The following is a 23,851-nucleotide window of genomic DNA, read 5'->3' as shown; positions in this document are numbered from 1 at the left end:
GCGGGCGACGCGAAAGCTCACGTACACATGACCCGAGGCTGCGGCTCCCCGCACCCAAGTACTTCGTTACCTTACCTAACTCTTGACGCTTTCTTGACGTTTCGCGAGGCAAGATCGAACGCCCGTGCCCGCCGGTTCCCGACTCCGCGTCAAGGCGCGCGAGGCCCTGCGCCTATGGTTGCTCCAGCACTCCAGGACCGCCTGCCGCTCGCGTTAGGACAGCAAGGACAGCGATGCCCCCCAACACCACCGCCACATCGGGTGACAAGCCTGGCAAGTCCGGCAGGAAGAAGGGGCGCAAAGCCCGCCTGATCGTTCTGGTGCTCGTCCTCGCCATCGTCGGGGGCATCGCCTACGGGGCGTACTGGTCGATCAGCACGGTCCGCGCGTCCTTCCCGCAGACCAAGGGTTCGCTCACGCTCAAGGGCCTCTCCGGACCCGTGACAGTGAAGCGGGACGGCTACGGAATCCCGCAGATCTACGCCTCGTCCGACGAGGACCTGTTCATGGCGCAGGGCTACGTCCAGGCGCAGGACCGGTTCTACGAGATGGACGTGCGCCGTCACATGACCTCCGGGCGCCTGTCGGAGATGTTCGGCAAGGGCCAGGTGAAGGACGACGAGTTCCTGCGCACCCTGGGCTGGGACCGGGTCGCGAAGGAGGAGTACGACACCAAGCTGTCGGACTCGACGAAGAAGTACCTCCAGGCCTACTCCAAGGGAGTCAACGCCTACCTCGCCGGCAAGGACGGCAAGGACATCTCCCTGGAGTACGCGGCCCTCGGCTTCATAAACGACTACAAGCCCGAGCAGTGGACCCCCGTCGACTCGGTCTCCTGGCTGAAGGCGATGGCCTGGGACCTGCGCGGCAACATGAAGGACGAGATCGACCGGGCCCTGATGACCAGCCGCCTCGGCCCGCAGCAGATCAAGGACCTCTACCCGGAGTACCCGTACAGCCGCAACGAGCCGATCGTCCAGGAGGGCCAGTACGACGAGCTCACCAAGACGTTCGAGCAGAGCGGCTCCACAAGCGGCTCCGGGACCTCGACGGGCACGAGTGGCTCCTCCACCTCGTCGACCACCGGTTCGGCGCTGACAAGCCAGCTGGCGGGCCTCTACAACGTCCTGGACGACGTCCCCACGGCCGTCGGCGTGAACGGCCAGGGCATCGGCTCCAACTCCTGGGTCGTCGGCGGGCAGTACACCATCACCGGCAAACCGCTGCTGGCCAACGATCCGCACCTGTCGGCCTCGCTGCCGTCCGTCTGGTACCAGATGGGCCTGCACTGCACCACGGTCTCCAGCAAGTGCCAGTACGACGTCACCGGGTACACCTTCGCCGGCATGCCCGGCGTGATCATCGGCCACAACGCGGACATCGCCTGGGGCATGACCAACTCCGGTGTCGACGTCACCGACCTCTACCTGGAGAAGCTCTCCGGCGACGGCTACCTGTACGACGGCAGGACCAAGCCCTTCACGAGCCGCGAGGAGACCATCAAGGTCGCCGGCGGCACCTCGAAGAAGATCGTCGTACGGCAGACCGCCGACGGGATGCCCCTGTTGTCCGACCGTAACGACGAACTCGTCAAGGTCGGCAAGAAGGCCTCCGTCGACAACGCCGCACCCGACCGCGGCGACGGTTACGGCGTCGCGCTGAAGTGGACCGCCCTCGACCCGGGCACCACCATGGACGCCGTCTTCGCCCTCGACAAGGCGTCCGACTGGAGCTCGTTCCGCGAGGCGGCCGCCCAGTTCGACGTGCCGTCGCAGAACCTGGTCTACGCCGACACCAAGAACCACATCGGCTACACGCTGCCCGGCAAGATCCCCACGCGTTCGTCGGCCGACGACGGCTCCATCCCGGCCCCCGGCTGGGACTCCAAGTACAAGTGGACCGGCTACATCAAGCAGGACGAACTGCCCTACGAGTACGACCCGAAGCGCGGCTACATCGTCACCGCCAACCAGGCCGTGGTCGACAAGGACAAGTACCCCTACACGCTCACCACGGACTGGGGCTACGGCGCCCGCAGCCAGCGCATCACCGACCTGATCGAGTCGAAGATCAAGGACGGCGGCAAGATCTCCACCGACGACATGCGGCAGATGCAGCTGGACAACAGCAGTGAGATCGCCAAGCTGCTCGTGCCCAAGCTGCTGAAGATCAACCTCGACGACAAGGACGTCCGCGAGGCGCAGAAGCTCCTCGAGGGCTGGGACTACACCCAGGACGCCGACTCCGCTGCCGCCGCCTACTTCAACGCGGTCTGGCGCAACATCCTCAAGCTGGCCTTCGGTAACAAGCTGCCCAAGGAGCTGCGGGTGAAGGGCCAGTGCCTGTGGGTCGAGAAGGCCGACGGCACCGGTCCGGTCGACGACGACACCAAGGTCCGCGAGTGTGGTGAGCGCGACGCCGACCAGGCCCAGCCGGACGGCGGCGACCGCTGGTTCGAGGTGGTCCGCACCCTCATGGAGAAGCCGGACAGCGACTGGTGGAAGACGCCGGCGTCGGGCACCCGCCCCAAGGCCGACAACATGAACGAGCTGTTCGAGCGTGCGATGATCGACGCCCGCTGGGAGCTGACCGCCAAGCTCGGCAAGGACATCGACACCTGGAGCTGGGGTCGGCTGCACCGCCTGTTCCTGAAGAACCAGACCCTGGGCACCGACGGCCCGGCCATCGTCCAGTACGTCCTCAACCGGGGCCCCTGGAAGCTCAGCGGCGGCGAGGCCACGGTCAACGCGACCGGCTGGAACGCCGCAGGCGGCTACGGCGTCGTCTGGGTCCCCTCCATGCGGATGGTCGTCAACCTCGACGACCTCGACAAATCCAAGTGGATCAACCTCACCGGAGCCTCCGGCCACGCCTTCAGCGCCCACTACACCGACCAGACCGGCAAGTGGGCCGACGGCGAGCTGCTCCCGTGGTCGTTCTCGGACAAGGCGGTCGACAAGAGCACCGGCGACACGCTCGTCCTCAAGCCCTGAGCTGTTGACCACACGCCGTCGAAAGCGGCCCCCCACGCACGCGTGGAGGGCCGCTTCACGTGACGGCGCCTGCCGTCGCCCCGCGTGCCGGCTACCTCAAGAGCCCGCGAACCGGCGCGCGCCCGACGGCGTCACCACCGCTTGCACCGGCCGGTCGTGCGCCTCCGCGGGCACGCGCTCGACGACCTCCGTGTCGTACAGCAGCACCACGAGCGCCGGGCGCGCGCCCGCGCGCTCCAGACGTGCCAGTACGCGGTCGTACGACCCTCCGCCGCGCCCCAGCCGCATCCCGCGCGCGTCGACCGCGAGCCCCGGCAGCAGGACGACGTCGGCGGAGAGCACGGCGTCCGGGCCGAGGAGTTCACCGGAGGGTTCGAACAGCGCCATCTTCCCGCCGTGTTGGACGCGCGCGAGGGAGCCCTCCCCGGCGTACGCGCCCCAGTCCAGATCGTTGTCCGGCAGGAGCGCGGGAAGCAGGACGCGCACGCCCCGCGTGAGCAGCGCGTCGAGTAGCGTGAGGGTGCCGGGCTCGCTCCCGACCGAGACGTACGCCGCCACCGTGCGTGCACGCGCCAGCTCGGGCAGTTCCAGAGCGTGCTCGGCCAGCGCGTCGGACGACTCCCTGACGACGTCTGTCGTCAACCTGTTCCTCACCCCCAGGAATTCTCGTCGCAACATTCGCTTGTCAGTCTCGCCCCCGGGCTCACCGTGCTGCACAGGTCGTCCCCGCATCCTTTCTAATCCGCTCATATGAGTGCCAATTAACCGGAGCCTCAGATTCTTCGCAAAGGCACCGGATAAGGTTGCGGGCATGACTCAGTCGCACCCCAGGATCAGCAAGGCTGTCATTCCCGCGGCAGGCCTCGGCACCCGGTTCCTGCCGGCCACCAAGGCCACTCCCAAGGAGATGCTGCCGGTCGTCGACAAGCCGGCGATCCAGTACGTGGTCGAGGAGGCCGTGTCGGCGGGGCTCGACGACGTCCTCATGATCACCGGACGCAACAAGCGTCCCTTGGAAGACCACTTCGACCGCAACTACGAGCTGGAATCGGCGCTCCAGAAGAAGGGCGACGCCAACCGGCTCGCCAAGGTCCAGGAGTCCAGCGACCTGGCCACGATGCACTACGTGCGCCAGGGCGACCCCAAGGGCCTCGGCCACGCCGTGCTCTGCGCGGCCCCGCACGTGGGCCACGAGCCCTTCGCCGTCCTGCTCGGCGACGACCTGATCGACCCGCGCGACCCGCTGCTCCAGCGCATGATCGAGGTTCAGGAGCAGTACGGCGGCAGCGTGATCGCGCTCATGGAGGTGGACCCGGAGCAGATCCATCTTTACGGCTGCGCCGAAGTGGAGACCACTGTCGACGGCGACGTCGTCAGGGTGACCGGCCTGGTTGAGAAGCCGGACCCGGCGGACGCTCCGTCGAACTACGCCATCATCGGCCGCTACGTCCTCGACCCGCACGTCTTCGACATACTGCGGCGCACCGAGCCGGGCCGCGGCGGCGAGATCCAGCTCACCGACGCCCTGCAGCAGCTCGCCCAGACGTATTCATCAGCGGCTACCGCCGCGGGGAAGGCCGGCGGCCCCGTGCACGGCGTCGTCTTCAAGGGCCGCCGCTATGACACCGGCGACCGCGGCGACTACCTGCGTGCCATTGTCAGACTCGCATGCGAACGTGAAGACCTGGGCCCGGACTTCCGGACCTGGCTTCGCAGTTACGTAGCCGAGGAGATGCAGCAGAGTTGAGCAGCGCCGCGACCCGCCCCGCCGGCCAGGACCACCTGTGGTCGGTGGACGAGCACCTGGAGGACATCCTCACCACCGTCCGCCCCCTGGAAGCCATCGAGCTGCAACTCCTCGACGCCCAGGGCTGCGTCCTGGTCGACGACGTCATGGTGCCGGTGTCCCTGCCGCCGTTCGACAACAGCTCCATGGACGGGTACGCGGTACGGGTCGCGGACGTGGCGGGCGCCAGCGAGGAGTTCCCGGCCGTCCTGGAGGTCGTCGGGGACGTCGCGGCGGGCGCGGCGGAGCTCACCCCGGTCGGCCCCGGCCAGGCCGCCCGGATCATGACCGGTGCCCCGCTGCCGCCCGGCGCCGAGACCGTCGTCCCCGTGGAGTGGACCGACGGCGGACTCGGCGAGGGACCGGTCGAGGGGATGGTGGCGCGCAGCCTCGCGCCCCAGGGCGCCGAGGGGCACGTGCGCGTGCACCGGCCGGCCGAGGCACGCGCGCACGTGCGCGCCAAGGGCAGCGACGTGCGGGCCGGCGAGCGCGCACTGGAGGCGGGCACCGTGCTGGGCCCGCCGCAGATCGCGCTGCTCGCCGCGATCGGCCGCGGCTCGGTACGCGTGCGCCCGCGCCCGCGCGTGGTGGTCCTGTCCACCGGCAGCGAGCTCGTCCAGCCCGACGAGGAGCTCGGCAGCGGCCAGATCTACGACTCCAACAGCTTCGCCCTCACCGCCGCAGCCCGCGACGCCGGCGCCATCGCCTACCGGGTGGGCGCGGTCGTCGACGACGCCGACACCCTGCGCGCCACCATCGAGGACCAGCTCGTCAGAGCCGACCTGATGGTCACCACCGGCGGCGTGAGCGTGGGGGCGTACGACGTCGTCAAAGAGGCGCTGGCGCACGTCGGCGACGCGGACGAGGCAGGCGGCGGCATCGACTTCCGCAAGCTCGCCATGCAGCCGGGCAAGCCCCAGGGCTTCGGCTCCATCGGCCCCGACCACACACCGCTGCTGGCCCTGCCCGGCAACCCCGTGTCGTCGTACGTCTCCTTCGAGCTGTTCGTCCGCCCCGCCATCCGCACCCTGATGGGCCTCCCGGACGTGCACCGGCCCCGTACCAAGGCGACCCTCAAGGCGGACCGGGCGCTCGGCTCGCCCAAGGGGCGCAGGCAGTTCCTGCGCGGGGCGTACGCCGACGGCGAGGTGACCGCAGTGGGTGCCGCCGGTTCGCATCTGGTCGCCGCCCTGGCGCACGCCGATGCGCTGATCGTCGTGCCCGAGGACATGGAGTCAGTCGAGCCCGGCAGCGAGGTCGAGGTCGTCCTGCTCGGCTGACCCGCGCGCGTACCCGTTCGCCGGGCGGTCCTGCCCGGTGGTGCGCGCCGGCTTGGCGGTACCGTGTCGCGCACAGCAGGCTCGAGCGCCGCACCGCGACGGGCCCGGACCGGGAGCGCCACACAGCATGACTGAGCCTTCCCGGGGGGACACCCCCGGACGCCCTGTGCCAGACCGTCTCACGCACATCGACGACGCGGGCGCCGCCCGCATGGTCGACGTGTCCGGCAAGGACGTGACCGCGCGTACCGCACGTGCCAGCGGACGCGTCCTCGTCTCGCCCCGCGTGATCGAGTTGCTGCGTGGTGAGGGCGTCCCCAAGGGCGACGCCCTCGCCACCGCGCGCATCGCGGGCATCATGGGCGCCAAGCGCACACCGGACCTGATCCCGCTGTGCCACCCCTTGGCGGTCTCCGGTGTGAAACTGGATCTGTCGGTCGCGGATGACGCCGTGGAGATCCAGGCCACCGTGAGGACGACGGACCGCACGGGCGTCGAGATGGAGGCCCTCACCGCGGTCTCCGTCGCCGCGCTCACCGTGATCGACATGGTCAAGGCGGTCGACAAGGGAGCGGTCATCACGGACGTACGCGTGGAGGAGAAGACGGGCGGCAAGTCGGGCGACTGGAGCCGGGCGTGAGCGCCGGGCCGTCCGCCGGTGGTGCGCCGCGCGCGCCGTACCGTGCGCTGGTGGTGACCGCCTCCAACCGCGCCGCCGCCGGCGTCTACGAGGACAAGGGCGGGCCGCTGATCGCGGCCGGACTGGAGGGCTTCGGATTCACCGTGGACGGGCCGCGGGTCGTGCCCGACGGGGATCCCGTGGCAGCCGCCCTGCGTGCGGCCGTCGAGGCCGGGTACGACGTCGTCGTCACCACCGGAGGCACCGGCATCTCGCCCACCGACCGCACGCCCGAGGCGACCCGTGCGGTGATCGACCACGAGGTGCCGGGCATCGCGGAGGCCGTCCGCGCGTTCGGACGGGAGAAGGTGCCCACCGCCGCGCTCTCCCGGGGTCTGGCCGGGGTGGCGGGCCGGACACTGATCGTCAACCTTCCGGGGTCCACCGGCGGGGTACGGGACGGCCTGGCCGTCCTGGAACCGTTGCTGGCGCACGCCGTCGACCAGATCCGAGGCGGCGACCACCCCAGACCCAGCACCGGGGGTGCGAGCTGAACAGCCCATCCTGGCCCGTCGTGCTGGTGGATGGCGATGTCGTCCTCCGGCCCATAAGGGTGCGCGACCAGCGTGCCTGGCGCGAGGTCAACCGGCGCAACCGCGACTGGCTGCGCCCCTGGGAGGCGACCATCCCGCCGCCCACGCCCAGTGGCCCGATCGCGCACCGGCCGACCTACCGGCAGATGGTCCGGCACCTGCGCTCCGAGGCGAACGCGGGCCGCATGCTGCCCTTCGTCATCGAGTACCAGGGGCGCCTGGTCGGGCAGTTGACCGTCGCCGGGATCACCTGGGGGTCGATGTGCTCGGGACACGTCGGCTACTGGGTGGACCGGTCGGTGGCCGGCCGCGGGGTGATGCCGACGGCCGTCGCGCTCGTGGTGGACCACTGTTTCCGCACGGTTGGTCTGCACCGCATCGAGGTCTGTATTCGCCCCGAGAACCGGCCCAGCCGCCGGGTCGTGGAGAAACTCGGATTCCGTGAGGAGGGGCTGCGACCGCGTTATCTCCACATCGACGGAGCCTGGCGCGACCACCTCGTCTTCGCCCTCACGGCGGAAGAGGTGCCAGAGGGGTTGCTCGGCCGCTGGCGGCGGGAACGCTCCCAGAGCGAGTCGCCGAAGGCACCGGGCACGACGGGCACCCCGAACGTGCCCTGGAATCCGCAGAACACTCCAGGGAATCCCACCTAGCCGAATAATGGAATACGTGTTCGAAATTGATCGACTGGTGACCGTCTCAGGGCATTGAATTCGCGGCTCCGGCGGCTGTCTGATCGCATCGGTCACAAAAAAAGCTCGAAATATCAGCCAGATCGTGCGACACACCGGCGCAATTGGCAGATGGCCCCACGCAAACCCCTCTACCGTGTGAGGCGTGAGCAGCAGCGGCCTCATCTACGCAGTCATTGTCGGGGCCTGGGCCGCCTACTTGGTGCCTATGTGGCTCCGTAGGCAGGACGAGTTGAACGAGGCCCGTCCGACGGAACGCTTCAGCACCGCCATCCGGCTGCTGTCCGGACGGGCGGGGATGGAGCGCCGGTACGCCAGGGACCTGCGGGCGCGCTCCGCCTCTGAGGGGGAGCAGGACGCCGGGGATCCGGACGCCGTCACCGACTCGGTGGACGTCCGGGCCTTCGCCATGCCTCCGACCCGCCGTCAGGTCCGGGCCGAGGCGGAGCCGGAGGCACCCGGGCGCCAGGAACCGGCACGCGACCAGGCGGTCGCGCCGGCGGCCAAGTCCCCGTCCACACCAGCCCGTCAGGCAGGCGCCACGCCCGCCCCGGCATCCACCCCCGCGCGCAAGCGAGTTCCGGCCGCGCGGCGCGCGTCCTCGGCACAGACGGCCGAAGCGCGCGCCCGGCGTACGAAGGCACTTGCGCGCCGTCGGCGCACCACTGTGTTGCTCTTCGTCGCGTTCACGCTGGGCGCGATCGTCGCCGCCGTCGGGGGGCTGGCGTTCCTGTGGGCGCCGGGCGTACCCGCCGTCATGCTCAGCGCCTACATCGCCTACCTCCGCGCACAGGAGCGCCGGCGCTTCGCCTACCAGATGGACCGGCGTCAGGCCGAGGTCGCCGCACAGCGGTTGCGGGAGCGCCAGCCGCGGCGGCGCGCCCCTCTCGACCCGGGCGCGGTCGCCGACGAACCGGAAGAGGGACCAGCGGCCGAGACCGACCCCGGCCTGTCCGCGCTCGCCGCTGACCGGCGCGCCCTCGTCGAACAGACCGACCACGCCGAGTGGGTCGACCAGCAGCGCGAGCGGCAGCGGCGGCCCGGGCACGGGGACAGCTGGGACCCGGTGCCGGTGCCACTGCCGACGTACGTGACCGCGCCGGTCGCGCCCCGCGCCACCTCGGACGTGGACCTGGGGGCGCCCGACGCCTGGAGTTCGGCGCGGTCCAGCTCCGTCGCGCCGGAACAGGAGACCAAGCCGGTCGGGACGGAGGCGGAGGCGCAGGCGCCGGAGGCCGCCGACGACAAGTCGGTGGACGTCCGGACCGACGCGCGCCGCGCGGCCTCCGCGCGCCGGGCGCGCGAGCGCGGCCGCACACCCCTGTTCGACCAGTACGAGGACGGCGACCGCCCGCGCGCGGCCAACGAGTGACACCAAGAGAGCGTGGGGCGCCTCCCGGTACCCCGGCCCTGACCAGTCAGGGAACGGATTTCCAAGCACCCCGACGGGGATGCTAGAGTTTCACTCGTTGCAAGGGCCTGTGGCGCAGTCTGGTAGCGCACCTCGTTCGCATCGAGGGGGTCTGGGGTTCAAATCCCCACAGGTCCACGCAGCTCAGAGCCCCGGTTGGTGATCACCGACCGGGGCTCTGACGTGTCGTACAGCAGCGAAGTACAGCAACTACTTCGGATCTTGCTTCCCAAGGTGCTTGCCCAGTTTGCGCAGTGCCCGGCGAGTGGCTTCCGACGGGACGTGCGTGTACACCTCCATGGTCACTGCGATCTTGCTGTGCCGAAGGATCTGCATCGCCACGCGGGGGTGCACGTCCAGGGCGGCGAGCAGCGAGCCGCACGTGTGCCGAGTGTCGTGCAACCGGATCCGGCGGACGCCGGCGCGGCCCGATCGGTCCTCGAACCGGCGGTTGAAGTTGCGCGGCTCGAAGGGCGTGCCGTAGCGCGTGGTGAACACGAAGTCGTTGGCCGTCCACAGCTCACCGTCTGCCTGCCTGGAGACCTCTTGCTCCTTCCGCCGCAGTTGGAGGGCCGTGACGCAGATCTCCGGAAGCGGGAGCGTCGCCGTCGACACCTCGGTCTTGGTCTCGTCATGGATCAAGCGCCGGTTGATCCGCTGTAGCTGCATTTGCACCGTGATCTCTCCGGCGTCCAGGTTGACGTTCTCCCAGGTGAGGCCCAGCACCTCACCGCGCCGGAAGCCCAAGACCAGGATCAGCACGTAAGCCGCGTACAGCGGGTCATGGGCCGCACTCGCCGCTTCGAGGAACTGCCGAGCCTCTTCGACCGACCATGGGTGCCGCTTCGTCTTGCGCGCCGACCGCACCTTGACCAGGCCCGCGACGTTCTTTGAGATCAGCTCTTCCGTCATCGCGTTGGTCAGGGCCGACCGCAGGACCGCGCGAGCATCCTGCACCGTGCGGCGGGACGGGATCCGCTCACAGCACTCGCCGGCGGCGCAGCAGCGAGGCGTGTCCCGCTTCGCATCCAGCCCCTGCGCGCAGCACTGGCACTGTTCCAGGAGGGTGTTCACCCAGTTCCGCACGTCCCGCACCGTGAGCTTGTCGAGCCGCTTCGAGCCCAGCCCCGGAACGATGTAGAGCCGGGTGTGCATCGCGTAGGTCTCGGCCGTCTTGGGCTTCAGATCAGGCTCTACGACCTCCCGAAGCCATCGCGCGAGGTACTGCGCCAGGGTCGGCGTAGACGTTGCCACCGGCCCTTCCTTGGCCTCCGCGTGCAGTTTGATCCACTTGTCGTGGACCTCTGCGCGGGTCTTGCCGTAGACGTACTTGCGCTTGCGCTTGCCCTCCGGGGTGTCGACCCAGACGTACGCGGCGAAGCCGTTCTTGTACGGGTAGATCGAGCCTTCGCCATTGCCCCGCTTGCCGCTCACGCTGACACCCCCTCAGGTGCGGAGGTGACGCGCTGGATGTAGTCGTCCACCCATTCCGGCAGGATGCGCCGGTTGCGTCCGACCTTCACCGAGCGGATCTCTCCGGTGAGCACCAGCATCTTGGTCTTGGAGAGGCCGAAGCCGAGCATGGCCGCAACCTCTGCTGTGGTGTGCCACTTGGGCGTGATCGGTCATGGTCATGCTGCGAGTTCCTCCCATTCGAGCTGGTCTTGCAGGGCTTCGCGTGCGGTCTCTCGGTTCAGGCGGATCTCCTTGGCGATCGTTGCGGCCAGCAGGACTCTCCTGGCGTGTGGCCCTGTCCGGCGTAGGTCCAGTGGGCGAGCACGAGCGTGGAGCCCTCCGAGTCGTCGAGGTCTTCGGAGAGCCCGCGTTCGCGGCGTTCCTGCCGGGCCCGGTAGTCGGCCCGCACCTGACGCAGCGGGCTCAGGGTGGTCGAGTAGCGGCGGCTCTTGGTCGAGAAGTGGCCCCGGAAGCCGAGCATGTGAGCCCAGCGGGCCAGCATCCGGTCCGGGTACGCGTCGTCCAGGTCCCAGCAGGCTTCGATCAGGCGCCGGGTGTGCGCGGGCAGCGGCAGCTTGTCGAGTTCCGAGAGCTCCCCGATCCGGTGGTCCACGGTGCCGGTGGTCTCGGCCGCCTTCGTGGCGTACTTCGCGACGTACGAGGCGACCGCCTGTTCCGTCAGCTCCTCGTGGCCCAGGGCGCCGATCGGCTGTACGTCGACCTGGGAGCCCCACCGCAGCGTGCGGGCGGGGAAGTCCCCGGCTTTAGAACAGGAGCGAAATCATGTCCGGAACATCGCCCGCTCTGCCGCCGTACCGGCGCATTGCCGCGCAGATCAAAGGGCGGATCGAGCGTGGCGAACTTCGTCCGGGCGACCGCATCCCGTCCAGTCCGTGGCATCGTCCGCGACGAAGGCGTATCGGTCGCCACGGCGACTCGTGTCGCAGGGGTTCTGCGGGCAGAGGGGTATGCGGAGACCATCCAGGGGATTGGAACGGTGGCGCGTATGCCCAGCAAAATCACGACCGGCCCTGACCGACTCCAGCTCCAGCGGACCACCGGCAGCGGCTTCCGGCCCGGAGAGCGGGTCGAGATCGTCAGTGCCGATGTAGTCCCGGCGAGTGCGGAAGTGGCCGACGCCCTCGGAGTCGAGGAGGGCAGCCCCGTAGTTCAGCGACGCCGGCGCTACCTGGACGAAGACGGAGTGATCGCACTCTCTACGTCGTGGTTGCCGAAGGAGTTGGGGGAGGCCGCCCCGGAGCTGACATCCACGGGGCCGTTGCCGAAGATGACATTCGGTCTGATCGAAGATCGGACGGGGCGCCGAGCGGTCAAGCGGCGAGACGTCGTGTCGATTCGCTCCGTGCCCGAGGATGTCGCGCCGCTCCTCGCCCTTGAAGCCGGAACCTTGGCCCTGACCATGGCAAACACCTATTGGGACCAGTACGGTCAAGTCACTGAGTTTGCCCGTGACTTCATGGGCCCGACCGTGAACTTGCTGCCGACTACGATCTTCAGTAGCGACCGGCAGGCGCAGCGGCTGTAGGCCCAGTTACGGGTTTCTCTACCTCATCAAGCCCCGGCTGCGCTCCGCTCCGCCGGGCGCGCTCCCGGCTCCGCTGCGGGCGACGCTCCTGCCTTCGGCCCGCTCCGCCCGCGCTGCGCCGACGCGCGCCCTGACGAGAGTTGGCCGGCGGCATGGGGTCAGAACCCGTCGTGGCTGGGGCGGTCGGCTCCACGACTTTAGGCAGCCACCATGGGGCGAGCCTCGAAGATCATGGCCCCAACGTCGTGCTTTAACGGGCAGGTCCACAGACTGCCCGACGCGCCGGAAGCTTACGGGGCCATGATCACTCGCCCCATGGCAGCTCCAGCCCAAAGTCGCTCCACCGACCTTTGTCAGTGCCGTCCGCTAGAGTTGGAAATTTGACCGCCCGTCAGCATCAAGCACTAGATGTAGTGGTGAGTACTCGCCGGTAGCACAACTTGTGGGGGTCATGCTTGCTGTCGGGGCGTCAGAGGTGCTGTACTTGCCCTTGACCGAAAACAAGCAGGCCCCATCCGGGGCTCGACTTGAGGTCGAGTCATCGGCATGGGGCCTTTTGCGTTGGCGCGCCTTGGGACCTTACAACGGTTGACATGGTTGTCCAAGTCTTCACGGCAGATGATTCGACCTCGGAAACGAGGTATTCATGCCCGTGAAATCTGTACTCATCGGCTACGACCTGAACAGCCCCGGCCAGGACTACGACTCGCTCTTCACGGCGATCAAGGGACTGGGCACATGGTGGCACCACCTCGACTCCACCTGGATCGTCAAGACGACGAAAACCACGGCCGAGGTGTGTGACACCCTGAAGGGGCACATCGACTCCAACGACGAGCTCCTCGTCGTCGCGCTGACCGGTGAGGGCGCCTGGATCGGGTTCAACGACCTGGGCAGTAAGTGGCTCATGGACAACCTCTGACCGTGCCCCTGCCGTGCCCGATCGCCCGGGAACCTACGGGGAATCGCGGTAAGTAGCGGACAGTCTGCATGAGAGCGGCCCCCGACCGATTTACCTGGTCAGGGGCCGTTCACCTGCGGTGGGTGTGGGATTTGAACCCACGGTGACATCGCTGCCACGACTGTTTTCAAGACTATGTGCGGGACGCAGATTGCCGACGCAGCCCCCACGCCCTGAACCGGCCACTCACGAAGATGCCGACGCCGGCGGACAGCGCAATCAGCGCAATGGAGGCCCCGCCCTCCACGGTGACGTGGCGACCCTGGGGCGCCGATGCCACCAGAAAGGCACTGATCCCGGCGAAAGTCACGGCGGCTACGGCAAGGAAAATCGCCATTTCAGCCCACCACATCGCCTGCGTCGGTCGAGTCGTCATGGCGTAGTTGTACCTCACGCCTTCCCGCGGTACCGCAGCGAGGTACAGCAACCATCGCGACCGGACCTAACCGCCAGCAGCCCCGCATGACCGTCTGACCAGCCGAGTAGACCCCAGCGACCGCTGTGCCCATAGTTCGCATCGAGGGGGTCTGGGGTTCAAATCCCCACAGGTCCACTGCACGATGAGATCCCGGCGATCATGATGATCGCCGGGATCTCTGTCGTTTCCGGGCTCTTTCGACCGGGTGGACGCCGAAGGACGAGTTGGTCCAGGGCTAGGGCTGGGTGGCCACCCGGTCGGTTCGGTAGAGCAGTTGGGGTCGATGCGGCGGCACCGCGATCCGCCCGGCGCCCGGGGGCGGGGTCCTGCCCCACATGGCGTCCGTCGAACGACCGGGCGTGACGTGGATTACAGAGTTCCCCGGAGGGTCTTCGCGTAGCAGCGGCTCGACTCGTAGTGGCGGTAGTAGCCGAACTTCACGCACGGCTCGTAACCGCTGGAGGTGTACAGGGCGATCGCCTCGGGCTGCTTGGTGCCCGTCTCGAGGACCATGCGGAGGCGGCCGGCCGCGCGGGCGTCGTCCTCCAGGGCCGCGAGTATGCGGCGGGCCAGGCCCCGGCCGCGCATCCCCTCGATGACGAACATCCGCTTGAGTTCGGCGTCGCCGTCCTCGTTGCCCTCGCCGTTCTCGTCCTGGCTGCGCCAGCCGCCGGTGGCCACGGGGCGGTCGAACTCGTCGTACGCGATCAGGTAGATGCCGTTCGGCGGTGCGAAGTCGGCCGGGTCGAGGGCCGTGGCGTCGCCTCCGTCGCCGTAACGCAAGTGGTACTCGGCCTGGACCTCGTCGTTGAGCTTTACGGCGTCGGGGTGGTCGAAGGCGACGGGGTGTATATTCATGTTAGGCATCGTATATTCGTGCAGGCGGTAAACGCGACGGGCATCGGGACTGCGTCCAGTGTGCCGGTATCGTGCCCTGGTGCTGACAGTGACCTCGGTGAATGTGAACGGGCTGCGGGCCGCCGCGAAGAAGGGCTTCGTGGAGTGGCTCGCGGAGACCTCCGCGGACGTGCTCTGCCTGCAGGAGGTGCGCGCGGAGCCGCAGCAGCTCCCGGAGGGGGTGCGCGCGCCCGGCGGGTGGCATGTCGTGCACGCCCCCGCGTCCGCCAAGGGGCGCGCGGGTGTGTCCTTGTACACCCGGCGCGAGCCGGACAGCGTGCGCGTCGGCTTCGGGTCGGACGAGTTCGACGCGAGCGGGCGCTATGTCGAGGCCGACCTTCCCGGCGTCACCGTCGCCTCCCTCTATCTCCCCTCCGGCGAGGTCGGCACCGAGCGGCAGGACGAGAAGTACCGGTTCATGGACGCGTTCCTCGTCCACCTGAAGGAACTGCGCGAGCGGGCCGCCGCCGACGGACGCGAGGTCGTCGTCTGCGGCGACTGGAACATCGCCCACCAGCAGGCCGACCTGAAGAACTGGCGCGGCAACACCAAGAACTCCGGCTTCCTGCCGGAGGAACGGGAGTGGCTCGGCAGCGTCCTGGACCCGGCCGGCGGCGGGTACGTCGACGTCGTACGCGCGCTGCATCCGGACGTCGAGGGACCGTACACCTGGTGGTCGTACCGGGGGCGGGCCTTTGACAACGATGCAGGTTGGAGGATCGATCTCGCGGTGGCGACCCCTGGGCTGGCAGCCCGCGCCGTCAAGGCAGTCGTGGAGCGGGCGGCCAGCCATGAGGAACGGTGGTCGGATCACGCTCCTGTGACGGTGGCCTTCGAGATGTGACGCGGACCGGTGCCCTCGCCGAGTGTGAAGGTCGGCGAGGCATCGCCACCCGCTATGAGAAGACCGCGACCGTCCACCTTACGAAAAGGGCTGGTCCCGCTTGCTCATCCGGCGGTCAAGGGCCAGTGACACCTCCGCCTCCACCACACTCCGGGCCAGCGGGCGCAGGCGCTCCATGTCCTCCTGGGGGCCGTGGCGCAGGACGAGTTCGGCGAAGAGTTCGGCGAGGGCGTCGGCGTGCTCGCGGACGCTTCGGCCCGCTGCCAGGACCTCCGCGAGCGGGAAGCCCTCGCGGACCAGGGCCTCCGAGGCGTCCAGCAGGCGGCGGCTTATGTGGACGATGTCGTCGCCGTCGGTGCCGAGGTAGCCGAGGTCCAGGGCGGCGGCGAGGTTCTCCGGGGTGGCCTCGCCCTCGAAGCGGGCGGCGAGTTCCTCGGGGGTCAGGCGGACCGGCTCCTCCTCGGTGGGGGTGCCGACGCCGAGCAGGTCGGCCACATCGCGACCGTGGTCGAAGGCCTCCGCCAGCTCCGCGATGCCGTTCAGGGTGTGGCCGCGCTCCAGGAGTGCCGAGATCGTGCGCAGCCGGGCCAGGTGATGGTCGTCGTACCAGGCGATACGGCCCTCGCGGCGCGGCGGTGGGATCAGCTTGCGTTCGCGGTAGAAGCGCAGCGTGCGCACGGTGATGCCGGCCAGGCCGGCCAGTTCCTCCATGCGGTACTCGCGCGGTCCGCCCTGGCCCGGGAGCCGGCCGCGGTCCGCGGAGGTGCTGCGTCCACCGTCGTCTGCCACGTGTGAAGCCTATGTTGTAGCGCCGGTACCCGCGGCGGAGCCGCTGATGTGAACGTCCCCCGACCGACCCCTACCCATCGGTACGGAGCTGCTCTACAGTCCAATCGTGCCAGTGTTCACTGGCGTAATCATGGTCGATGCGTGGAGGCTCCGGATGGCCCAGCACGAGCAGGTACGGGTGGCGGTGATCGGGTCCGGGTTCGGCGGTCTGGGCGCGGCCGTGCGATTGCGCCGGGAAGGCATCACCGACTTCGTCGTCCTGGAACGGGCCGGCAGCGTCGGCGGCACCTGGCGGGACAACAGCTACCCCGGGTGCGCCTGCGACGTGCCGTCCCACCTGTACTCCTTCTCCTTCGCACCCAACCCCGACTGGCCGCGCACCTTCTCCGGGCAGGAGCACATCCGCGCCTATCTGGAGCATGTCGCCGATGTCTTCGGGCTGAGGCCCCACCTCCGCTTCGGCTCCGAGGTCAAGCGGATGACCTGGGACCCGGAGAAATTGTGTTGGGACATCGAGACGGCCGCCGGTTCGCTCTCCGCCGACGTCGTCGTCTCCGCCACCGGCCCGCTGTCCGACCCGAAGATCCCCGAGATCCCGGGGCTGGACTCCTTCCCCGGCAAGGTCTTCCACTCGGCCCGCTGGGACCACGACTACGACCTGCGCGGCAAGCGGGTCGCCATGGTCGGTACCGGTGCCTCCGCGATCCAGATCGTGCCCGCCATCCAGCCCGAGGTCGCGAAACTCACGCTCCTCCAGCGCACGCCCCCGTGGGTGATGCCCCGCGTGGACCGCGCCATCAGCGCCGCCGAACGCCGGCTGCACCGGGCGCTGTCCTTCACCACCCAGGCCCGGCGCGGGTTCCTGTGGGGGATCCGGGAGCTCCAGGTCCAGGCGTTCACCAAGCGCCCCGACGAGCTCGGCCTGGTCGAGAGCCTCGCCAAGCGCAACATTGCGCGCGCGATCAAGGACCCCGCGCTGCGCGCCAAGCTCACGCCGGACTACCGCATCGGCTGCAAGCGGATCCTGCTGTCCAGCACCTACTATCCGGCGCTGGCGCAGCCCAACGTGGACGTGGTGGCGAGCGGGCTCAGCGAGATCCGCGGATCGACGGTGGTGGCCGCCGACGGCAGCAGCGCCGAGGTCGACGCGATCATCTTCGGCACCGGCTTCCACGTCACCGACATGCCCATCGCCGAGCGGGTCGTCGGCGCCGACGGGCGGACCCTCGCGGAGGCCTGGAAGGGCGGCATGGAGGCACTGCGCGGTGCCGCTGCCGCCGGGTTCCCCAACTGGATGACGATCATCGGGCCCAACACCGGCCTCGGGAACTCCTCCATGATCCTCATGATCGAGTCCCAGCTGAACTACATGGCCGACTACCTGCGCCAGCTCCATGTCCTCGGGGGGCGTGCGGCCCTCGACGCGCGCCCCGTGGCCGTGGCCGCCTGGAACCACAAGGTCCAGGAACGCATGAAGCGCACCGTGTGGAACACCGGCGGCTGCACCAGCTGGTACCTGGACGCGAGCGGCCGCAACACCACCATCTGGCCCGGCACCACGACGGAGTTCCGGCGCGCGACCCAGCGGGTGGATCTCGCGGAGTACGAGGTGGTCCGTCCGCCCCTGACCAGCGGTGCGGACGGCGCGCACGGCGCCAAGTCCGGTGCGGAGGTGGGCGCGTGAGCCGCCTCACCCACGTGACCACCGGGCCGTACGCCCCGCCCGCACCCGCGCGCGAACTCACCGCCGTCTCCGCCGACGGCGCGCGCCTGCACGTCGAGGTGCACGGCCCCGAGAACGCGCCCCCCGTCGTCCTCGCCCACGGCTGGACCTGCTCGACCGCCTTCTGGGCGGCGCAGATACGGGAACTCGCCGCCGACCACCGGGTCATCGCGTACGACCAGAGAGGGCACGGGCGCAGTCCCGCGAGCCCTGCGTGCACCACCCAGGCGCTGGCGGACGACCTCGAAGCGGTCCTCGCGCACACACTCGCACGCGGGGAGCGGGCCGTGATCGTCGGGCACTCCATGGGCGGCATGAGCGTCATGGCGGCCTCCGCGCGTCCGCGCTTCCGTGAGCACGCCGCCGCGGTCCTGTTGTGCAGCACGGGCAGTTCGCGGCTGGTCGCGGAGGCGCGCGTCGTACCGTTGCGTGCCGTGGCGGTGCGCACCTGGCTCACGGCGCACGTCCTGGCCTCGCGCGCCCCGCTCGGACCGGTCACGCCCGTCGCCCGGAGCATCCTCAAGTACGCCACCATGGGCGCCGGTTCCGCCCCGCACATGGTGGAGGCGTGCGCGCGGATCGTGCACGCTTGCCCGCGCGCCGTGCGCCACGCCTGGGCGCTCGTCCTCGCGCATCTCGACCTCGACGACGGCGTACGGGAGTTGCGCGCGCCCACGGCGGTCATCAGCGGCGCGTCCGACCGGCTCACGCCCCCTCTGCACGCCCGCGCGCTGGCCGCTGCACTGCCGCACTCCCTCGGTCTCACCGAGCTGCCCGGCATGGGCCACATGACTCCGGTCGAGGCGCCGGAACTGGTCAACGAAAAGATCCGGGAACTGGTCACCGCGTATGTGACGGACACCCCCGGCCGAGCCGGCGGCGCCGAGGCGCCCGAGCGGATCAAGGAGGGCTCATGAGCAGGGTCGGTCTCGAAGGACAGGTCGCCGTCGTCACCGGAGCGGCGCGCGGGGTCGGCGAGTTGCTCGCCCGCAAGCTCTCCGCGCGCGGGGCGAAGGTCGCGCTGGTCGGGCTGGAGGAGGAGGCGCTCAAGGAGGTCTCCGGGCGGCTGCACACCGACAGTGCGTACTGGTACGCCGATGTCACCGATCACGAGGCGATGAGCCGGGTGGCGCGGGAGGTCAAGGAACGGTTCGGGAAGGCCGACATCGTGGTGGCCAACGCCGGCGTGGCGAACGGTGGTCCGTTCGCCGAGTCGGATCCCGAGGCCTGGCGGCGGGTGATCGAGGTCAACCTGATCGGCTCGGCGGTGACGGCACGCGCGTTCCTGCCGGTGCTCACGGAGAGCCGGGGCTATCTGCTGCAGGTGGCGTCGCTGGCCGCGATCACGCCGGCGCCCATGATGACGGCGTACTGCGCGTCCAAGGCGGGCGTGGAGGCGTACGCGCACAGTCTGCGCGCCGAGGTCGGCCACCAGGGGGTGCGCGTCGGGGTCGCGTATCTGTCCTGGACGGACACCGACATGGTGCGCGGCGCCGACCAGGACGATGTGATGCGGGAGCTGCGGCAACGGCTTCCGTGGCCGTCGAACAAGACGTATCCGCTGGGCCCGGCGGTGGACCGGATCGTGGCCGGGATCGAGCGGCGCTCGGCACATGTGTACGGGCAGTGGTGGCTGCGGGGGATGCAGGGCGTCCGCGGATACCTGCCGGCGCTGATCGGGACCGTCGGGCAGCGTGAGATGAAGCGGTTCGCGCCCCGCTTGCAGGGCATCCGTACCGGGCTCGTCGGCGCAGGTGGGGCGGCTGATGAGGAGGCGCGCGCTACGCACCGTCATTGATCGAAATGCGGTCTGTAGCCGCCCGTGTGAGTCTGGTCGAGGCCCCACTGATGGGCCAATCCCCCTCACCCACCACGGGAGTGAACCCACATGGGTATGAAGGACAAGGCCGGCAAGACGCAGGGTCAGGCCAAGCAGAAGATGCGTGAAGGCCAGGAGCAGGCCAAGCAGCGCGGCCAGCAGACGCCGCAGGAGCACGGCCGACAGGCGCCGCAGGAGCACGGCCGACAGGCGCCGCAGGAGCACGGCCGGCAGACGCCGCAGGAGCACGGCCGGCAGACGACGCAGCAGCGTGGCCAGCAGGCGACGCAGGAGCGTGGCCAGCAGACGCGTGAGCGCGGCCGCCAGAACATGGACGACACCGAGCAGGAGATGCAGGACCGGTTCAACCAGGACTACGACGCGTAGTCGCCGTACTGGCTTGGCCGAAGTATGCGGGGCGCCCTTCGTCGTGGAGGGCGCCCTGCGCTTTTGGGCTCCCTAGGGGGCCGTCGGCCGCGGGGGCAGCTTCGGGCGGGATCTGTCCGGGGTCTCGCTGTAGTCCGGGGGGAGCGCCGCCGGGTGGTCGGTCAGGAGGTCCAGCGCCAGTTGGATCGCGTCGTCCATCTCGACGTGACGGCCCTCCGCCCAGTCCAGCGGGGTACGCAGGACCTCCACGTCGGGGGCGACGCCGTGGTTCTCGACGGACCAGCCGTAGTCCTCGAACCAGGCAGCGTTCATCGGCACCGTGATCACCGTGCCGTCGCCCAGCCGGTGCCGCCCGGTCATGCCTACGACCCCGCCCCAGGTGCGCTGCCCGACGACCGGGCCGAGCCGCAGCAGCTTGATCGCGGCCGTGATCATGTCACCGTCGGAGGAGGTCGCCTCGTCGGTGAGCGCGACGATCGGGCCGCGCGGCGCGTTGGAGGCGTACGACACCGGCTGGGCGTCCCTTGTCAGGTCCCAGCCGAGGATGGTCCGGGTGAGTTTCTCGACGACGAGTTCGCTGATGTGGCCGCCCGCGTTGCCGCGCACGTCGACGATGAGCGCGGGCCGCGAGACCTCCATGCGCAGATCGCGGTTGAACTGGGCCCAGCCCGAGCCGCCCATGTCCGGGATGTGCAGATAGCCGCACCTGCCACCGCTCGACTCCCGTACCACCGCACGGCGTTTGGCCACCCAGTCCTGGTAACGCAGCGGCCGCTCGTTGATCAACGGGAGGACGGCGACCCGGCGCGGCGGCCCCGGCTCGCCGTCGCCCGGCACGAAGGTCAGCTCCACCGTCGTACCGCCCGCTCCCGCGAGCAGCGGATACGGGCCGGTCACCGGATCCACCGGCCTGCCGTCCACGTGCGTGAGCACCGCCCCCTCCCGGATCCCCGTGCCCGCCAGCGGTGACCGCGCCTTGGAGTCGGAGGAGTCGCCGGGCAGGATCCGCTTGACCGTCCAGCCGCCGTTCCGGCGTACGAAGTCGGTGCCAAGCAGGCCCTGGAAACGCTGGTAGTGCGGTGGGCCCTCGTTGCGGCGGGCGGGGGAGACATAGGCGTGCGAGGTGCCCAGTTCACCGAGGACCTCGCGCAGGAGGTCGGCGAACTCGTCGGGGGAGGCTACTCGTTCGACCAGCGGACGGTACTGGTCGAGGACCCCGTCCCAGTCGATGCCGCACATTCCGGGGTCCCAGAAGTAGTCGCGGATGAGGCGGCCGGCCTCGGCGTACGCCTGCCGCCACTCGGCGGGCGGGTCGACCTGGTGCAGGATGCGGCGCAGATCGATCCAGACGGTCGAGTCGGCGTCGCCGGACTCGGTCGACGGCACGGCCCGCAACTCGCCCTCGTCGACCACGACCAGGCGGCTGCCGTCGCCACTGACCGTGAACCAGTCCAGGTGGTCCACGAGTTCGGACTTCTTCGCCTTGCTGATGTTGAAGTACTCCAGGGTCGGCCGGCCGCTGGTGTCCGCAGGGTTGACGAAGGTCTCGCCCAGCGCACCCGAGATCGGCCAGCGCAGCCAGACCAGACCGCCGCCCGCGACCGGGTACAGCGCCGAGTACTTGGAGGCGGTGACCGGGAAGGGGGTCACCCGGCTCTCCAGTCCCTCCACCTCGACGGTGACCGCGCCGCCCTCGCCGGGCTCCTCGTCCTCGACGAGGTCCAGACCGCCCGCCGCCGGTCGCCCGTCGGGGCTGAGGGCGAAGGGGGAGGGGGTCGCCGACGAGAGCGGGACCAGGTACGGGCGGCAGCCGAGCGGGAAGGACAGGTCGCCGGTGTGCACGTCGTACACCGGGTCGAACCCGCGCCAGGACAGGAACGCGAGATAGCGGCCGTCACGGGTGAAGACGGGGTTCTCGTCCTCGAAGCGGCCGTTGGTGACGTCGATGACGAGCCGGTCGCTGATCCGGGCCAGCTTGATCTGCCGCAGCGAACGGCCGATCCCTGGATGCGACCAGGTCAACCATGACCCGTCCGGCGAGAAGGCCAGATCACGGACCGGACCATTGATCGACTGGATCAACTCGGTGACCACGCCGTCGGGGCCTTCACCGTCAATGGAATCAATGCCGAGAGAGGTAGTGGCATCCACATGGTCAATGCCGTCAGCTGAATCAACAGGTCCAGCGGAATCAACAGGTCCAGCGGAATCAACGGAGTCAGCCGGACCGGCGGAATCGACTGCATCAGTGGCGTTGACAGCATCAGCGGCATTGACGGCATCAGCGGCGTCGACGGAATCCGCAGATGCCTCGACGTCCTCAACATCCTCGGTCACGTCGATGAGCAGCAATCGCCCGTCGTGCGCCGCCACCGCCAGCCGCTCGCCGAGCGGGTCGGACACCAGTTCAAGGACCCGGCCCAGCATCCCGGAGGCCAGCCGGCGCGGTGGGCGGTCGCCGCTCGCCCGGGGCAGGTGGGCGATCTCGACCGCGTCCTCGCCGCCGGCGTCCGTGACGTACGCGATCTGCCCCGTCGAGCCGAGCATCTCCGGGAGCCGCACCCGTACCCCCGGCGTGTCGGCGATGGTGCGCGCCGGGCCGTCGCGGTGGGTGAGCCAGTACAGGCTGCCGCGTACGACGACGGCGCTGGCCCGTCCCGTCTCGTCGACGGAGACGCCGTCGACGTGCTGGGCGGCCGGCACCTGGTAGGGGCGGCGCCCGGCGCGCGGCCCGGACAGCCGTACGTCCAGCCTGCGCGGCGCCGAGTCCGGGCCGAGGCCGTCGACGAGCCACAGGTCGCCCGCGCACTGGTACACCACCCGGGTGCCGTCGCTGGCCGCGTGCCGGGCGTAGAAAGCGTCGTGGTCGGTGTGGCGGCGCAGGTCGGAGCCGTCGTAGGCGCAGGAGTAGAGGTTGCCGACGCCCTCGTGGTCGGAGAGGAAGGCGATCCGGCCGGCGACGAACATCGGGGAGTGCAGATGGCCGCCGATGCCGGCGAGCAGCCGCTGCCCGTGCAGCCAGAGCCGGCCCATGGCGCCGCCCCGGTAGCGTTTCCAGCCGGCCGGTTCGTGCGGCGGCGTGCCGGTGAGCAGCAGGGTCCTGCGCTCGCCCTCGATGTCGGCGACCTGGATGTCGGAGACCGGCCCCCAGGGCAGCTTGCGGCCGGGGTCGCCGTCGGGGGACACCTTGTAGGCCCAGGTGAAGTAGGAGAACGGCTGCCCCTGGGAGGCCACCGCGAGAATGCCGCTCTCCGGGGTCCAGCCGCACACCTGGGTGTCGGCGCTGCCCCAGTACGTCAGCTGCCGCCCGGGTCCGCCGTCCACGTCGGCCAGGTGGATCTCGGGCACCAGGCTGCGCCAGCTCGTGTAGGCGACCTGGCGGCCGTCCGGCGAGAAGCGCGGATGGCCGACCTTGGTGCGGTCGACGGTGAGCCGCCAGGCGCGGCCCGGGGCGTTCAGCGAGGTCAGCCAGAGGTCGTCCTCGGCCACGAAGCACAACAGGTCACCGTGGAGATGCGGCATGCGCAGATAGCTCACCTCCCCATGCTTTTCCGGGTGCAGGGGCCCAGCAACTCGTGCGGCACGCGCGCGTGGCGGACGAGCGTGAGAGAGCACACGTACGAAACGGTTTCGTTTCT

21 protein-coding genes, 1 tRNA gene and 1 pseudogene are annotated in these 23,851 nt (G+C 69.6%); 15 read left to right on the top strand and 8 right to left on the bottom strand.

Annotated elements, in window-relative coordinates:
- Nucleotides 1-233: 233 nt before the first annotated feature.
- The gene (locus AB0D59_RS26940; RefSeq protein ID WP_362570242.1) at nt 234-2,993 is read left to right on the top strand and encodes a penicillin acylase family protein; all 2,760 of its coding nucleotides are present in this window, start codon (nt 234-236) and stop codon (nt 2,991-2,993) included.
- Nucleotides 2,994-3,089: 96 nt separating this feature from the next.
- Here AB0D59_RS26940 and AB0D59_RS26935 read toward each other — a convergent pair whose 3' ends face one another.
- The gene (locus tag AB0D59_RS26935; RefSeq protein ID WP_362570239.1) at nt 3,090-3,671 is read right to left on the bottom strand and encodes a 5-formyltetrahydrofolate cyclo-ligase; all 582 of its coding nucleotides are present in this window, start codon (nt 3,669-3,671) and stop codon (nt 3,090-3,092) included.
- Between the two features lie 133 nt (nt 3,672-3,804).
- Between AB0D59_RS26935 and galU the strand changes: the two genes are divergently transcribed.
- From galU to AB0D59_RS26900, 7 genes are all read left to right on the top strand, one after another.
- A complete protein-coding gene (galU, locus tag AB0D59_RS26930) occupies nt 3,805-4,740 on the top strand; it encodes a UTP--glucose-1-phosphate uridylyltransferase GalU (RefSeq protein ID WP_362570236.1) in 936 nt (311 codons plus the stop codon).
- Nucleotides 4,737-6,059, top strand: coding sequence for a gephyrin-like molybdotransferase Glp (glp, locus tag AB0D59_RS26925; RefSeq protein ID WP_362570233.1), 1,323 nt, complete (start codon nt 4,737-4,739; stop codon nt 6,057-6,059). The genes galU and glp overlap by 4 nt, the downstream gene beginning before the upstream one ends.
- A gap of 127 nt (nt 6,060-6,186) precedes the next feature.
- Nucleotides 6,187-6,699: a cyclic pyranopterin monophosphate synthase MoaC gene (gene moaC / locus AB0D59_RS26920; protein ID WP_362570230.1), complete on the top strand. Its 513-nt coding sequence runs from the start codon at nt 6,187-6,189 to the stop codon at nt 6,697-6,699.
- Nucleotides 6,696-7,232, top strand: a complete 537-nt coding sequence (locus AB0D59_RS26915; protein ID WP_362570227.1) for a MogA/MoaB family molybdenum cofactor biosynthesis protein — start codon at nt 6,696-6,698, stop codon at nt 7,230-7,232. The genes moaC and AB0D59_RS26915 overlap by 4 nt, the downstream gene beginning before the upstream one ends.
- A 20-nt stretch (nt 7,233-7,252) precedes the next feature.
- The gene (locus tag AB0D59_RS26910) at nt 7,253-7,924 is read left to right on the top strand and encodes a GNAT family protein (protein ID WP_362570224.1); all 672 of its coding nucleotides are present in this window, start codon (nt 7,253-7,255) and stop codon (nt 7,922-7,924) included.
- A 184-nt stretch (nt 7,925-8,108) separates the two neighbouring features.
- Complete coding sequence (gene glpR, locus AB0D59_RS26905) at nt 8,109-9,335, top strand: gephyrin-like molybdotransferase receptor GlpR (RefSeq protein WP_362570222.1); 1,227 nt, start codon at nt 8,109-8,111, stop codon at nt 9,333-9,335.
- 103 nt (nt 9,336-9,438) lie between these two features.
- Nucleotides 9,439-9,512, top strand: a tRNA-Ala gene (locus tag AB0D59_RS26900).
- A gap of 72 nt (nt 9,513-9,584) precedes the next feature.
- Here AB0D59_RS26900 and AB0D59_RS26895 read toward each other — a convergent pair.
- The 3 genes and pseudogenes from AB0D59_RS26895 to AB0D59_RS26885 form a co-directional block, all read right to left on the bottom strand.
- On the bottom strand, nt 9,585-10,808 hold the full coding sequence (locus AB0D59_RS26895) for a site-specific integrase (RefSeq protein ID WP_362570219.1): 1,224 nt from the start codon (nt 10,806-10,808) through the stop codon (nt 9,585-9,587).
- The gene (locus AB0D59_RS26890) at nt 10,805-10,996 is read right to left on the bottom strand and encodes an excisionase family DNA-binding protein (RefSeq protein ID WP_362570348.1); all 192 of its coding nucleotides are present in this window, start codon (nt 10,994-10,996) and stop codon (nt 10,805-10,807) included. The genes AB0D59_RS26895 and AB0D59_RS26890 overlap by 4 nt, the downstream gene beginning before the upstream one ends.
- Nucleotides 10,997-11,005: 9 nt before the next feature.
- Nucleotides 11,006-11,592, bottom strand: a pseudogene (locus AB0D59_RS26885) (replication initiator); the annotation flags it as partial.
- A gap of 90 nt (nt 11,593-11,682) precedes the next feature.
- Between AB0D59_RS26885 and AB0D59_RS26880 the strand changes: the two are divergent.
- Together AB0D59_RS26880 and AB0D59_RS26875 are read left to right on the top strand one after the other, a co-directional pair.
- Nucleotides 11,683-12,375, top strand: coding sequence for a UTRA domain-containing protein (locus tag AB0D59_RS26880; protein ID WP_362570216.1), 693 nt, complete (start codon nt 11,683-11,685; stop codon nt 12,373-12,375).
- A 646-nt stretch (nt 12,376-13,021) separates the two neighbouring features.
- Entirely contained in the window at nt 13,022-13,297 is a 276-nt protein-coding gene (locus tag AB0D59_RS26875) for a CRISPR-associated protein Cas2 (protein ID WP_362570214.1), read from the top strand.
- 172 nt (nt 13,298-13,469) lie between these two features.
- On the opposite strand, the gene AB0D59_RS26870 is transcribed toward AB0D59_RS26875, so the two are convergent.
- Nucleotides 13,470-13,712 carry a hypothetical protein gene (locus AB0D59_RS26870; RefSeq protein ID WP_362570211.1) on the bottom strand — a complete coding sequence of 81 codons (243 nt, stop codon included), beginning with the start codon at nt 13,710-13,712 and terminating at the stop codon, nt 13,470-13,472.
- 411 nt (nt 13,713-14,123) lie between these two features.
- Nucleotides 14,124-14,612: a GNAT family N-acetyltransferase gene (locus tag AB0D59_RS26865; protein ID WP_362570208.1), complete on the bottom strand. Its 489-nt coding sequence runs from the start codon at nt 14,610-14,612 to the stop codon at nt 14,124-14,126.
- A 79-nt stretch (nt 14,613-14,691) separates the two neighbouring features.
- On the opposite strand from AB0D59_RS26865, the gene AB0D59_RS26860 reads away from it, so the two are divergent.
- Nucleotides 14,692-15,495 carry an exodeoxyribonuclease III gene (locus AB0D59_RS26860; RefSeq protein WP_362570205.1) on the top strand — a complete coding sequence of 268 codons (804 nt, stop codon included), beginning with the start codon at nt 14,692-14,694 and terminating at the stop codon, nt 15,493-15,495.
- 78 nt (nt 15,496-15,573) lie between these two features.
- Here the strand turns inward: AB0D59_RS26860 and AB0D59_RS26855 are convergent, their stop codons facing one another.
- A complete protein-coding gene (locus tag AB0D59_RS26855; RefSeq protein WP_362570346.1) occupies nt 15,574-16,206 on the bottom strand; it encodes a MerR family transcriptional regulator in 633 nt (210 codons plus the stop codon).
- Nucleotides 16,207-16,438: 232 nt separating this feature from the next.
- Between AB0D59_RS26855 and AB0D59_RS26850 the strand changes: the two genes are divergently transcribed.
- The 4 genes from AB0D59_RS26850 to AB0D59_RS26835 all read left to right on the top strand — a co-directional run bounded on the left by AB0D59_RS26850 (nt 16,439) and on the right by AB0D59_RS26835 (nt 20,213).
- Nucleotides 16,439-17,968, top strand: coding sequence for an NAD(P)/FAD-dependent oxidoreductase (locus AB0D59_RS26850; protein WP_362570202.1), 1,530 nt, complete (start codon nt 16,439-16,441; stop codon nt 17,966-17,968).
- On the top strand, nt 17,965-18,924 hold the full coding sequence (locus tag AB0D59_RS26845; protein ID WP_362570199.1) for an alpha/beta hydrolase: 960 nt from the start codon (nt 17,965-17,967) through the stop codon (nt 18,922-18,924). The genes AB0D59_RS26850 and AB0D59_RS26845 overlap by 4 nt, the downstream gene beginning before the upstream one ends.
- Complete coding sequence (locus AB0D59_RS26840) at nt 18,921-19,805, top strand: SDR family oxidoreductase (RefSeq protein WP_351706790.1); 885 nt, start codon at nt 18,921-18,923, stop codon at nt 19,803-19,805. Before AB0D59_RS26845 ends, AB0D59_RS26840 begins: the two co-directional genes overlap by 4 nt.
- Nucleotides 19,806-19,901: 96 nt before the next feature.
- Nucleotides 19,902-20,213 (top strand): hypothetical protein, encoded by a 312-nt coding sequence (locus tag AB0D59_RS26835; protein WP_362570196.1) that lies wholly within the window; start codon nt 19,902-19,904, stop codon nt 20,211-20,213.
- 72 nt (nt 20,214-20,285) lie between these two features.
- On the opposite strand, the gene AB0D59_RS26830 is transcribed toward AB0D59_RS26835, so the two are convergent.
- Complete coding sequence (locus tag AB0D59_RS26830; RefSeq protein WP_362570193.1) at nt 20,286-23,750, bottom strand: S41 family peptidase; 3,465 nt, start codon at nt 23,748-23,750, stop codon at nt 20,286-20,288.
- Between the last annotated feature and the right edge of the window lie 101 nt (nt 23,751-23,851).

Source organism: Streptomyces sp. NPDC048417 (genome assembly GCF_040651615.1).
Taxonomy (GTDB): domain Bacteria; phylum Actinomycetota; class Actinomycetes; order Streptomycetales; family Streptomycetaceae; genus Streptomyces.
This window is presented reverse-complemented; position numbering and strand designations above follow the sequence as displayed.